Annotated in this window: 11 protein-coding genes and 1 pseudogene; 5 read left to right on the forward strand and 7 right to left on the reverse strand. The window is 67.1% G+C overall.

Annotation, left to right across the window (positions count from 1 at the left end; translation table 11 throughout):
- Positions 1-4 precede the first annotated feature (4 nt).
- The 4 genes from QZ755_RS06420 to QZ755_RS06435 form a co-directional block, all read right to left on the reverse strand.
- Positions 5-760, reverse strand: a complete 756-nt coding sequence (locus tag QZ755_RS06420) for an exonuclease domain-containing protein (protein WP_294320902.1) — start codon at positions 758-760, stop codon at positions 5-7.
- 48 nt (positions 761-808) lie between these two features.
- Positions 809-2,176, reverse strand: a complete 1,368-nt coding sequence (gene pgmG / locus QZ755_RS06425; protein ID WP_294320903.1) for a phosphoglucomutase/phosphomannomutase PgmG — start codon at positions 2,174-2,176, stop codon at positions 809-811.
- Positions 2,177-2,434: 258 nt separating this feature from the next.
- The gene (locus QZ755_RS06430; RefSeq protein WP_294320905.1) at positions 2,435-2,689 is read right to left on the reverse strand and encodes a DnaJ domain-containing protein; all 255 of its coding nucleotides are present in this window, start codon (positions 2,687-2,689) and stop codon (positions 2,435-2,437) included.
- A 6-nt stretch (positions 2,690-2,695) separates the two neighbouring features.
- Positions 2,696-3,493, reverse strand: a complete 798-nt coding sequence (locus QZ755_RS06435) for a division plane positioning ATPase MipZ (RefSeq protein ID WP_294320906.1) — start codon at positions 3,491-3,493, stop codon at positions 2,696-2,698.
- Between the two features lie 84 nt (positions 3,494-3,577).
- On the opposite strand from QZ755_RS06435, the gene panC reads away from it, so the two are divergent.
- Positions 3,578-4,417, forward strand: coding sequence for a pantoate--beta-alanine ligase (gene panC, locus QZ755_RS06440; protein WP_294320909.1), 840 nt, complete (start codon positions 3,578-3,580; stop codon positions 4,415-4,417).
- A gap of 255 nt (positions 4,418-4,672) precedes the next feature.
- Here panC and QZ755_RS06445 read toward each other — a convergent pair whose 3' ends face one another.
- Complete coding sequence (locus tag QZ755_RS06445; RefSeq protein WP_294320926.1) at positions 4,673-5,380, reverse strand: MauE/DoxX family redox-associated membrane protein; 708 nt, start codon at positions 5,378-5,380, stop codon at positions 4,673-4,675.
- 546 nt (positions 5,381-5,926) lie between these two features.
- Positions 5,927-8,602 carry a phosphoenolpyruvate carboxylase gene (gene ppc, locus QZ755_RS06450; RefSeq protein ID WP_294320912.1) on the reverse strand — a complete coding sequence of 892 codons (2,676 nt, stop codon included), beginning with the start codon at positions 8,600-8,602 and terminating at the stop codon, positions 5,927-5,929.
- 129 nt (positions 8,603-8,731) lie between these two features.
- On the opposite strand from ppc, the gene QZ755_RS06455 reads away from it, so the two are divergent.
- Positions 8,732-9,175 (forward strand): hypothetical protein, encoded by a 444-nt coding sequence (locus QZ755_RS06455; RefSeq protein ID WP_294320915.1) that lies wholly within the window; start codon positions 8,732-8,734, stop codon positions 9,173-9,175.
- A gap of 103 nt (positions 9,176-9,278) precedes the next feature.
- Here QZ755_RS06455 and QZ755_RS06460 read toward each other — a convergent pair whose 3' ends face one another.
- Positions 9,279-9,959: an HAD-IB family hydrolase gene (locus QZ755_RS06460; protein WP_294320918.1), complete on the reverse strand. Its 681-nt coding sequence runs from the start codon at positions 9,957-9,959 to the stop codon at positions 9,279-9,281.
- Between the two features lie 56 nt (positions 9,960-10,015).
- Between QZ755_RS06460 and QZ755_RS06465 the strand changes: the two genes are divergently transcribed.
- The 3 genes and pseudogenes from QZ755_RS06465 to QZ755_RS06475 form a co-directional block, all read left to right on the forward strand.
- Positions 10,016-11,125, forward strand: a complete 1,110-nt coding sequence (locus QZ755_RS06465; RefSeq protein ID WP_294320920.1) for an MlaE family lipid ABC transporter permease subunit — start codon at positions 10,016-10,018, stop codon at positions 11,123-11,125.
- The gene (locus QZ755_RS06470) at positions 11,122-11,973 is read left to right on the forward strand and encodes an ABC transporter ATP-binding protein (protein ID WP_294320922.1); all 852 of its coding nucleotides are present in this window, start codon (positions 11,122-11,124) and stop codon (positions 11,971-11,973) included. The genes QZ755_RS06465 and QZ755_RS06470 overlap by 4 nt, the downstream gene beginning before the upstream one ends.
- Positions 11,973-12,115, forward strand: a pseudogene (locus QZ755_RS06475) (MCE family protein); the annotation flags it as partial. The gene QZ755_RS06470 and the pseudogene QZ755_RS06475, both read left to right, overlap by 1 nt.

Below are 12,115 nucleotides of genomic sequence, written 5' to 3' on the forward strand. Positions count from 1 at the left end.
GGCGTCACAGCAGCAGCCAGTCGTTGCGGGTCCGCTTGACCTCCCCGCCGCCCTGCCGCCGTGCCAGTTCGGTTTCGGCGGTGAAGCGGACGTCCTCGTCGCGATCGGTCAGGAACCCGTCGAGCGAATCGTCGTCGATCTCGCTCCATGCCCGCCCGCGATCGGGGCCATAGCGTACGCGCGGCAGCAATCCGGGCTGGCGCGACCATTCCAGCAGCTGTGCGATCGACGCCTCGTTCAGCATGTCGCGCAGGTGGAACGCGGTGACATAGGCATCGGGAAACGCCCGGTGCGCCGGCAGTCCGCGCTCATGCTCCATGCCGTACGGCTTGCGCCAATAGCGCAGCATCTGGTTCGAAAAGCCGGGGCTGTCGGGCCACAACCGCATCGCGCACTTCCACGTGCAGATCCAGTCGGCGCCGTGCGTCAGCTGCGCCGTACAGAATTTCTGTTCGAAATCCGCCCGATGCGCCGCCAGCGCGATACGCCGGGGATAGGGGTCCAGCACCCGCCGGGCGATATCCTGCCACCACGGCGCGTCGGCCACCTGTTCGTCGAGGATATGGTGCACCGCCTGCGTCACCGGCGGGATCGGGCGGCCGGGATTGACGAAATGCTGCCCGCCCTCGCCCGACAATTCCCAACGGCCGTCGTCGCCCAGCGCCACATCCTGCCAGCCGACCTCGCACACGCCATGCACCGGCGGGGCCTGCCCCGTGGTTTCGAGGTCGACGACACGGATGATCTGCGCTTGGGCCATGGGGTCCAGATGGCGTGTCCGGGGCGGAAAAGCCACCCCGGCGGATCGTTACCCCCGCACGACCCCCGACGCCACCAGCTGCGCATCGACCTCTGCCAGCAACCGTGCCAGCCCGGCTTCGTCGCGCGCCTCGGCCCGCGCGGTCAGCACGTCCTGCGTATTCGATGCGCGCAACAGCCACCAGCCGTCGGCCGTCGTCACCCGCGCGCCATCGGTCGTGTCCACCGCCGCCCCCGCCGCCTGCAACCGCGCCAGCACCTCGTCGACCACAGCGAACTTGCGCTCCTCGCTCACCCGAAAGCGCAGTTCTGGCGTATTCACCATCTCCGGCATCGCATCGCGTAGCGCGGTCAGCGACCGCCCGCTCAAATGGATCGCGCGGATCAGCCGCACCGCACCATAGGGCGCATCGTCGAACCCATATTCCTCGCCGCCAAAGAAGATATGCCCCGACATCTCCGCGGCCAGCGGCGCGCCGGTTTCCCGCATCTTGGTCTTCATCGGGCTGTGACCGGTCTTCCACATCAGCGGCTTGCCGCCCAACTCGGCGATCCGGTCGAACAGCGCCTGGCTGGCCTTCACGTCCGCGATGATCGTGGCACCCGGCGTTTCCTTCAGCGCTGGTTCGGCCAGGATCATCAGCAGCTGGTCGCCCCACAACACGCGCCCCTGCCCGTCGACCGCGCCGATCCGGTCGCCATCGCCATCGAAGGCCAGTCCGAAATCGAGCTGCTTTTCGGCGACAAGCCGTTGCAGATCGACCAGATTTTCGACTTCGGTAGGGTCGGGATGGTGGTTCGGAAAATGCCCGTCGACATCAGTGAACAGCAGGTGGTGTTCCCCTGGCAACAGCTGGACCAGCCGCTCGATCACCGGCCCGGCGGCACCGTTGCCGGTGTCCCAGCCGATGCGATAGCTGCCCCCGGCATAGCCCGCCATCAACCGACCGACATAGGCGTCGGTGAAATCATGGTCCGAAACGGTTCCTTCCCCGTCGTCCCATGCGCCCGCCGCCGCCATCTCCCCGATCCGCTGGATATCGGGGCCAAAGAACGGACGCCGCTGCATCACCATCTTGAAGCCGTTATACTCGGCGGGATTATGGCTGCCGGTTATCTGTATGCCGCCATCGACCTCCAGCACCGCCTCGGCATAATATAGCATCGGCGTGGGGGCCATGCCGATGCGGACCACATCGACACCGCTCGACGTCAGTCCCCCGACCAGTGCGACTTCCAGCTCGGGCGACGACAGCCGCCCGTCGCGGCTGACCACCACCCGCGTACCGCCCGCGCGGCGCAGCAGCGTGGCGAAACACCGCCCGATCGCCCGCGCATCGTCCACGCCCAACGTTCGCCCGACGATGCCGCGAATGTCGTACTCGCGCAGCGAACTGGGGTGGAAGTGGTGGGACATGCGTCAAATCCTGCCGAATGGGGCCGGCGACCTTAGGGGCAAGCATCGGGGCTGAGTAGGGTCGTCTTTTTAGAAGAAAGAAGTGGGGTTCGCGCGGAGGCGCGGATACGCGGAGGGGTTGCTCCCGGAGCGAGCGTTCCGCGAACGGAAGACCATATCCTCGCTGCAACCAGGCGAAGAAGCCGCTGTCGCGGGTGACGCCGCGTCGGACGCACCCCCTCCGCGCCTCCGCGCGAACCCCTACCTTCTTCTACTATCTCAGTGCCTGAGCCGCCCCAGCAGCACGTCCCGAGCGGCATTGATCCGCCGCGCCAGATCCGCCGACCCGCCCCGATCGGGATGGACCGCCTGCATCAACCGCCGGTGCGCCGCGCGGATTTCGCCGGCCTTCGCATCGGTCCCGACCCCGAGGATCGCCCGCGCCTCCGCCTCGCTGCCGACCTTCTTCGGCTTGGCGCGCAGCCACAGCCAGAAGGCGACCAGCAGCGACAGGATCAGGACCAGCTTGACCATGGGCCTTCAGGCGACGAGCGGCGAACCGGCCGGTTCGGGCAGCTGTAACCCGCCCATCATCTCGCGCAGTTCCTGCCGCGCCGCGACATGCGCCAGCCCCATCTCGCCGAACTCGTTGCGGTCGAGCATGGTAAGGCCGGAAGGGAACAGTTCGCGGTAGATCACGCGCTCGGACAGGCCGGGGGTCACGCGGAACCCGACGCGCTTCGACAGCGCATTGATCGCCTCCGACACGCGGCGCATGTTGCGCGCCTCGATATGCTGCAACCGGTTGCGCAGCACCACCCAATCGATCGTCGACCCGTCGATCTTCGCACGGTGTTTGCGCGTTTCCCAGATCAGCTCGGAATAGAAACTTGGCCGCGTCACCTTGAACGTGTCCGGATCGACCTGCCCGATCAGGTCGAAATCGACGAAGCTGTCGTTCATCGGCGTGACCAGCGTGTCGGCGTTCGTCACCGCGATCCGCGCGAAGCGATCGTCGCGGCCCGGCGTGTCGATCACCATATATTCGGCATTCTCGCCCAATCGCCCCAGGCAGTCGTTGAACCACGCCATGCTTTCGCCGTCATGTGTGTCATAGACCGGCATGGGCAGGTTGCGCCCGGTGCGCTTGATCGTCTCGGCCCGGTTGTCGAGATAGCGCCCCAGCGTCCGCTGGCGATGGTCGAGGTCGAGACAGGCGACACGCGCGCCCTTTGCGGCAAGGGCGATGGCGACGTGAACCGCCGTCGTCGACTTGCCGGTGCCGCCCTTTTCGTTGGCGAACACGATGACGTGCAACCGATCCGAAGCTTCGTCCAAAGCGCACTAACCCAAGCTTGTTGATCCGCAGCGGCTTGCCCCATAGAAGCCGCCTCCCCCGTCCATATCGAAGGGCCATCGGCCGTGCAAATTATCCGTCGACTGGAGGCGCTTCGCGAAGCGCTGGGTGCCTATGCCGCAGCGGGCGAAGCCGTTGCGCTGGTCCCGACCATGGGCGCGCTCCACGCGGGGCACATGGCGCTGGTCGACGCCGCGCGCCGCCTCGCCCCGCGCGTCGTCGCGTCGATCTTCGTGAACCCGAAGCAGTTCGGCCCGAACGAGGACCTCGCCCGCTATCCCCGGCGGGAGGCGACCGATGCGCAGATGCTGTCCGACGCCGGCGTCGACATCCTGTGGGCGCCGGAGGTGGAGGAAATGTACCCGGCGGGCTTCGCGACGAACATCAGCGTGGCGGGCGTCAGCGAAGTCCTCGACGGCGCGCATCGCCCCGGCCATTTCGACGGCGTGGCGACCGTCGTCGCGAAATTGTTCGGGCAGGTCCGCCCGGCCGTCGCGCTGTTCGGCGAAAAGGATTTCCAGCAGCTGGCCGTCGTCCGCCGGATGACCGCCGACCTCGACCTGGGCGTGGAGATCGTCGGCATCCTGACCCAGCGCGAGGATGACGGCCTCGCCCTGTCGTCGCGCAACATCTATCTCGACGATGACGAGCGCGCCCGCGCCGTTACCCTGCCGCGCGCGATGGGTGTCGCGAAGCGTGCGATCGAGCGCGGCGACGATGTCGCCACCGCCCTGTCCGCCGCCGTCGCCACGCTGACCCGCGCCGGGTTCGAACCGGATTACGTCACGCTGGTCGATGCCGACACGCTGCGCGATCCCGTCCGTGGCCAGCCCGCCCGGCTGCTCGCCGCGGCGAGGCTCGGCACGACCCGCCTGATCGACAACATCGCGGTGGAGTTCGAGTAAGGCTCAGTTCCGAGCGCCACCTTGCAAAGACGTCACCCCAGCGAAGGCTGGGGTCTCCCCGTCGCGAAGCGCGCGCCTTGCCAAAAAGAAGAATTGGTTCACGCGGAGACGCGAAGGAGTTGCCTCACGGGCAAGCCTCCCCTGCGCCAGCGGCCTTGTCGGACCATCGGAGCGAGCGCCACCGTCTCCCGATCGCGAGCGATCCCCGCGAACGCAACACCTTCGCGTCTCCGCGCCTTCGCGTGAACGAAAATCCTACCCCCGCGCCAGCATCCACAGCGCCATCGCCACCATCAGCACATTCTCTAGCAGCGACACGAATCCCAGCGGCACGTTGCTGTTGCCGCCGACACACGCGCATTTGAGCGAGCGCTTCTCGATATAGACCGCCTTCACCACCGACACCGCGCCGATCGTGCCGATCACCAGCGCGACCGGGATCGCCACCCACAACAGCGCGCCGGCGATCATCAGCACCCCCGCCAGCCCTTCGGCCCACGGATAGACCCATGCGTAGCGCACCACTCGCTGCGCCAGCAGGTCGTAATTCAGGAACCCGTTGGCAAAGCCGTCGAGGTCGCGCAGTTTCTGCAGCGATAGCAGGCACATGGCGATGCCGACGAACCATTCCCCCGCCCGCGTCGTAAAGACCGCGCCGAATGCCGAAAAGCTGGCCGCCCCGGCAATCGCCGCCGCCATGCCGAAGATCGCGGCGACCGGGGCATAGGTCGTCGCCTTCGGATCGCGAACCTTCAGCCCCAGGAACCGGCGCAGATCGTCATGCCCGCCGATCCGCCGCCCGTCGATGAAGGTCTGCGGCGTGGTCTTCACGCCATGCTCGACCTTGAACGCGTCGACCGCATCGCGCGTCGTCAGATGCCGGTCGTCGACGGCATAGCCATGCCGCTGCAACAGGTCGAGCGCCCGCCGCCCGAACGGGCACACATGGTCGGGCATCACCATCCGGTACAGCGTCGCGGTCTTGGTCAAGGGGGGGCCTCCTTACGCGTGCGATATGGGGTACGCAGGGCGCGCGGGAACCCCGCAGGCAACCCTTTCCTACAAGGTGCGGCTCTGGCAGGCTCCGGCGGGTTCTTTGACATCGCAAGTACCCGAACGGGCATGTTGACCCAGCCATATCCTGCGGCCAGCCGTACCCCGGCGGAGGCCGGGGTCCAGTTGGGTATCGCCAGATACTGAAATGCCGACGCTACTGGACCCCGGCCTCCGCCAGGGTGCGGGAAAACATGGGCGTAACGATGACACAGGCCGTTGCGAGCATGATGCTCGTAATTACGACCTCTCACGCAATCGCACCCAAATCGCCACTAGTGTGAACTTCGTGAACTTTGCCCGAAAAAATGTTGCTTTTCAGAGGGCCGCCACGGGCAAAGCCCGTGCCGTCGGACGGCGCTCTCCGCGCCGCCGGCCGGCCGCGCCTCGTTCGGCTTGGCCTAACTGCGTTAGGCCTTGCCCGGCGCGGCGAGTGTGAACTTTGTGAACTTTGGCCTAGCCGCTGTTGCGCAACGCCGTCGCGATCGCATTGATCGACAACAGGATTCCCTCACCGATTCGCGCATCCGCCTCACCCGCGCGGTGCCGCTTGAGCAGTTCGATCTGCAACAGGTTCAACGGCTCGATATAGGGCGTGCGCAGCCGGATCGATGCCTCCAGCGCCGGGCTTTTCTCCAGCAGCCGGGTCTGGCGCGTGACCGACAACAGCCCGTCATGCGTCGCCTGCCAGCCGTCGCGGATACGCCCGAAGATCGCCTGCCCCAGCGCCCTGTCCTCGACCAGCCCGGCATAGCGGGCGGCGACGTCCATGTCGGACTTGGCCAGCACCATCTCCATATTCGCCAGCGTCGCGGCGAACAGCGGCCACGCGCTCGCCATCTCGCGCAACAACCCCTTGTCCTCGAACCCGGTCAGCGCCGCGCCGACGCCGTACCAGCCCGGCAGCATGATCCGCGCCTGTGCCCAGCTGAACACCCACGGGATCGCGCGCAGATCCTCGATCGCGTCGGACTTCTTGCGGCTCGCCGGGCGCGATCCGATCTTCAGGCCCGCGATTTCGGCGATCGGCGTCGCCTGGCGGAAGAAGGTCGTAAAGCCCTCGGTCCCGTACACCAGGTCGCGATAGGTCCGGAACGCGGTGTCCGACAGCTTGTCCATCGCCGCGGCAAAGCGTGCGGCATCGGCCGGGGACAGCAGCTCCGGTTCGAGGCTGGCGAGCAATGTCGCCGAGGTCATCGCCTCGAGATTCGTCACCGCACTGTCGCGGGTGCCGTATTTGGCGGCGATCACCTCGCCCTGTTCGGTGATGCGGATGCGGCCCTGCACCGTGTCGTGCGGCTGCGCCCGGATCGCGGCGAAGGACGACCCGCCGCCCCGCCCCACCGCGCCGCCGCGCCCGTGGAACAGCTGCATCCCGATGCCCGCTTCCTCGAACACCGGCGCCAGCGCGGTCGATCCCTTCGACAGCTGCCAGGTGGAGGTCAGGTAGCCGCCGTCCTTGTTGGAATCGGAATAGCCGATCATCACTTCCTGATGACCCCGCTTGCGCGCGATCGCGGCAACCTCGGGCAGCGCCAGCCATTTCGCCATGATCTCGGGCGCGGCTTCCAGATCGGCGACCGTCTCGAACAGCGGGATCGCCATGATATGCGCCTGGGGCGGCTCGCCGGGCACGTACAGGCCGGATTCCTTCAGCAGCAGGTGGACCTCCAGCAGGTCCGACACCGACTGCGCCATCGACACGATGTAGTGGCGGATGCACTCGCGGCCATAGCGGGCATGGGCGGCGGCGGCTTCGCGCAGGATCGCCAGTTCGGATGCGGTCTGTTCCGAATACGCGGCATAGGGGCTGACCAGCGGCCGCGGGCTTTCCAGCTCGCGCCTGAGCAGCGCCACCCGCGCCTCCTCGTCCAGCGCGACATAATCGTCCTCGACGCCCGCGACCTTCAGCAGTTCGGCGACGACGCTCTCATGGATCACGCTGTTCTGGCGCATGTCGAGCGTGGCGAGGTGGAAACCGAACGTCTCGACCGCGCGGATCAGGCGCCCCAGCGCCCCGCCGGTCGACAACGGGCCGTTACCCTCCTGCACCAGCCCGCGTGCCAGCGTCGCCAGATCGGCGCGGAAGGCTGCAGGATCGGCATAGGGTTCGCCGGTCAAATTGCCCGGACGCGGCGCGACCTTTCCGGTCAGTTTCTGGTGTGTCGCGGCCAGCCGGGCATAGACGCCGCTGATTGCGCGGCGGAACGGTTCGTCGGCGCGCGATGCGGCATTGTCGCCGCTCTTGTCGGCCAGCGCCGCGATCGCCTCGTCGACCGCCACATGCTCGGTCGAGATCGACAGTTCGGCGCCCAGGCTGTGGAGCTGGTCGAGATAATAGCCCAGCACCGCCTCCGCCGCCTTCGACAGGGCGAGGCGCATCGCATCGGCATCGACGAACGGGTTGCCGTCCCGGTCGCCGCCGATCCAGCTGCCGGGCTTCAGGAACGATGGCGGCCGTTCGCCCAGCACCCGCTCCCACCGGGCATAGAGCGCGGGCAGCGTCGGCAGGAACACGTCGCGCAGATAGCTGAGCGCCGTCTCCACCTCGTCGGCGACGTACAGCCGCTCGCGCCGCAGCACGCGGGTCTGCCACAACAGCGCGATCTGGCGCAGGATCGCCTCGTCCACCCGGTCGCCCTCGGCCGTCTCGTCCCGGCCCTGATCCTTCAGCTCCAGCAGGTCGGCGATACGGTTCTTGTGGTCGATCATCGACTTGCGCCGCACCTCGGTCGGGTGCGCGGTCAGCACCGGCGCGATCAGGGCATGATCGAGCAGCGCCCGCACCGCATCCGCGCCGATCCCCTCGGCCTTCAGCTTCTCGATCGCGGTGGCGACATCGGCGCCCGGCTCGGCGGCGATGCCCTGCCGGTCCTCGGCCAGGTTCGCGAGCATCGAGAACAGCATGAACCCGCGCACGAAGGCGATCGTGTCGTCGAGGCTGAGGCTGTCCAGTCCCAGGTCGATCCCGTCCGCGCCCGCGACGCCGCGATGCCGGTCGACCGAGGTGGAACGGATATGCTCGATCCGCTTGAACAGCGCCTCCCCGCCATAGGTGCGGATGACATCGCCCAGCAGCCGGCCGAGGAAGCGGATGTCGGGATTGTTCGTGATGGGGGGGAGAGTCGTCATGGGACACTTGCTGCAATGCGGCAGGATTTCGGTCAAGGCACGATGTCGCGGGTGGCCTAAAGCACGGCCATCGCGTACAGCGCGCGGGCTGCAACCGTTTCGCGGCGGACCGTTCGAGGGAATTGACCGATGCCGACGCCGATGACTGCCTGGTGGCAGATCTGGACCGATGCCGCGCGCACCGGGCTGCAATTCTGGGAAACGATGGCGGCCTCTGCCGTTGTAATCGACCGGCGGATGCCGATGATCGACGCCGGGATGCGTAACCCCTTTACCGCCGATCATGTCGAACTGACCGGCATGGTGACCGAAAAGGCGCAGGCGTTTGCCAAGGCGGGCGATTCGCTCGCCCACGACATGGCGGCGATGCAGACGCTGTGGTTGCAAGTACTGCAGGACGCCTGGTCGATCGGCACCGCCGGGCGGATGCCCTCGGCCGGCAGGATGGCGGCGGGCAGCGATCGCGCGATGCGGCTGGCGGCCGGGATGATCGGCGCCGGCGGCCGCGCGCTGACCCCGATCCATGCGAAGGCGACCGCGAATGCCCGGCGGCTGGGCGGCCACAAAAAATAAGCGTCCGGCAGCGTGCGTTGAACCGTTCGGCCCGCGTAACGTTTATGCGGGGACACCTTCGTTCAGGACCACCCGCGCCATTCCTGCCGCCCGCCCCATTGCCCTATCGGCGCCAGTCCAGCACCGGCCAGCCCCGCTTTGCGGCCAGCGCCTTCAACGGGGCGTGGGCGTTGACCGGAAACGGCTCGTCCGCCCATTCGAACACCGGCGCGTCGGACACATGGTCGCTGTAGAAGCGCACCGCCACGTCGCCCCGCGCAATGCCCTGCCCGGCGGCCCATGCCTCGATCGCGCGAAGCTTGGCCGCGCCATAGCAATTCTCGCCATCGATCCGCGCCAGCACGTCGCCCGCCTCACCCCGCGCCGTTTCGGTCGCGATCACCGCGTCGAAGCCCAGCAGGTTCGCGATCTCCTGCGCGTAAAATCGATAGGATGCAGTGGCGAGGACCAGCATCCGCCCCTCCGCCCGGTCCGCCTCGATCCGCGCTCGCGCACCGTCGAGCAGACCGGTGGCGACCGTCGCCCGCGCAAACGCCCGCGCCGTCTCGATCAACCGCGCATCGGGCACCGCGCGCCCCAGCACCAGGCGATGGGTCATCTCCTTCAACCGGTCGCGGCCATAGAGTTTGAGCGCATAGCCCGCGACGGCGATGCCCGCGACCGGCAGCAGCCACAGCGCGCGCCGGCCACGTTCCTTCAGCGCGTGGCGCAGGAACGGCGTCCATGTCGCGACGCGGGTGATGGTCTTGTCCATGTCATAGATGGCGAGGTCGCGGTGGCCCATGGGACCTGCGCGTACCACCTTGCCGCGACGCCGCAAATCGCCGATGGAGAGAGGCGATGAGCGCTTCCGCCGATTTTTCGCACGACCGGGCCGATGGTGGGGGCGTTTTGCGCTTCACCGGTGACCTGTCGCTGGCCCATGTCGGCGACCTGCCCGAACGGCTGAACGCCGTCGACGGGCCAGTCAACCGGATCGACCTGTCGGGAATCGACCGCATCGACACGGTCGGGGCGTGGCTGATCCATCGCTTCGCCCGCGACCGGAACGTGACCATCGACGGGCTGAACGACAACAGCCGCCACCTGTTCGATCAGGTCGTTGCCGCCGACGATCCCGTCGTGCGCAAGGACAAGCCGCTCAGCCCACCCTTGCGCGTGCTGGAGGAAATCGGCGACGCGGTGTCGGGCAGCGCGCGGCAGTTGCTCGGCCTGCTCGGTTTCATGGGCGCGACGGTCATCGCGTTCGGCGACGTCCTGCGCCATCCGCGCCGATTCCGTTTCAACGCCACGGTCCAGCGGTTCGAGGTCGTCGGCGTCGCCGCGCTCGGCATCATCGGGTTGATGAGCTTCCTGATCGGCATGGTCATCGCGCAACAGGGCGCAGTGCAGCTGCGGCAGTTCGGGGCGGAGGTCTTCACGATCAACCTGATCGGGCGGCTGACCTTCCGCGAACTGGGCGTGCTGATGACCGCGATCATGGTCGCCGGGCGTTCCGGCTCGGCGTTCGCCGCACAGCTCGGCACGATGAAGCTGACCGAGGAAATTGATGCGATGCGCACCATCGGCGTGTCGCCGATGGAGGCGCTGGTGCTGCCGCGCGTCATCGCCGCGATCGTGATGATGCTGCTGCTCGGCTTCTATGCCTCGATCATCGCGATCATCGGCGGCGGCCTGCTAAGCTGGGCGCAGCTCGGCATCCCGCCGATCACCTTCGTCACGCGCATCCGCGAGGTCGTGCCGATCACCGACCTGTATGTCGGTCTCATCAAGGCACCTGTCTTCGGCGCGATCATCGGCATCGCCGGCTGTTTCCACGGGATGCAGGTCGAAAGCGACGCGGAACAGGTCGGCAATCGCACGACGGCGGCGGTGGTGCAGGCGATCTTCCTCGTGATCGTGCTCGACGCCTTCTTCGCCATCTTCTTCGCATGGATCGGCTGGATATGAGCGACGAAAACGACGCCATCATCCGGGTGCGCGGCCTGAAGAACATGTTCGGCGATCAGGTCATCCACGACAATCTCGACCTCGACGTGCGGCGCGGCGAAATCCTCGGCGTGGTCGGCGGATCGGGTACCGGCAAGTCGGTGCTGATGCGCTCGATCATCGGGTTGCAGACCCCGGCGGCCGGCACGATCGAGGTATTCGGCGAGAATACGATCGGCCGCGAGGAAACCGAAGCGACCGAGATCCGCAAGAAATGGGGCGTGCTGTTCCAGGGCGGGGCGCTCTTCTCCACGCTGACCGTCGCCGAGAACGTGCAGGTGCCGCTGAAGGAATTCTACCCGAAGCTGAAGCCCGCCCTGCTGGACGAAATCGCCGGATACAAGGTCGTGATGACCGGCCTGCCCGCCAATGCCGGGCCGAAATACCCCAGCGAATTGTCGGGCGGCATGAAGAAGCGCGCCGGCCTCGCCCGCGCGCTGGCGCTCGACCCGCAGCTGCTGTTTCTCGACGAACCAACCGCCGGGCTGGACCCGATCGGCGCGGCGGCGTTCGACGACCTTACCGCATCGCTGCAAAAGACGCTGGGGCTGACCGTCTTCCTCATCACCCATGACCTCGACACGTTGCACGCCATCTGTGACCGGGTGGCGGTGCTGGCGGACAAGAAGGTCATCGCCGTCGGCACGATCGACGAACTGCTCGCGCTGGATCACCCGTGGATCCAGGAATATTTCAATGGACCCCGTGGCCGCGCCGCGACCGATGCGCAGGATCGCATCGCCCAGGCGCGCGACCACAACCGCGATACCGGCACCGATCCGGTGTCGCCGCAAGCCCAGAGGCGCTGATGGAAACCCGGTCGAACCATGTCCTTGTCGGCGCGGTGGTGCTGATCCTGCTGACCATGCTGGCGCTGTTCACCGTGTGGCTCGCCCGCGTCGGCGGCGGCCATGAAAAGGAATATGACGTCTTCTTCAAACAGGGCGTCGA

This window comes from uncultured Sphingomonas sp. (assembly GCF_913776855.1).
Taxonomy (GTDB): Bacteria; Pseudomonadota; Alphaproteobacteria; order Sphingomonadales; family Sphingomonadaceae; genus Sphingomonas.

Bases quoted from the DNA above. Each gene is read 5' to 3' on its own strand.
- QZ755_RS06420 (WP_294320902.1), bottom strand. From the start codon at position 760: ATGGCCCAAGCGCAGATCATCCGTGTCGTCGACCTCGAAACCACGGGG.
- pgmG (WP_294320903.1), bottom strand. From the start codon at position 2,176: ATGTCCCACCACTTCCACCCCAGTTCGCTGCGCGAGTACGACATTCGC.
- QZ755_RS06430 (WP_294320905.1), bottom strand. From the start codon at position 2,689: ATGGTCAAGCTGGTCCTGATCCTGTCGCTGCTGGTCGCCTTCTGGCTG.
- QZ755_RS06445 (WP_294320926.1), bottom strand. From the start codon at position 5,380: ATGGTGATGCCCGACCATGTGTGCCCGTTCGGGCGGCGGGCGCTCGAC.
- ppc (WP_294320912.1), bottom strand. From the start codon at position 8,602: ATGACGACTCTCCCCCCCATCACGAACAATCCCGACATCCGCTTCCTC.
- QZ755_RS06455 (WP_294320915.1), top strand. From the start codon at position 8,732: ATGCCGACGCCGATGACTGCCTGGTGGCAGATCTGGACCGATGCCGCG.
- QZ755_RS06460 (WP_294320918.1), bottom strand. From the start codon at position 9,959: ATGGGCCACCGCGACCTCGCCATCTATGACATGGACAAGACCATCACC.
- QZ755_RS06465 (WP_294320920.1), top strand. From the start codon at position 10,016: ATGAGCGCTTCCGCCGATTTTTCGCACGACCGGGCCGATGGTGGGGGC.
- QZ755_RS06470 (WP_294320922.1), top strand. From the start codon at position 11,122: ATGAGCGACGAAAACGACGCCATCATCCGGGTGCGCGGCCTGAAGAAC.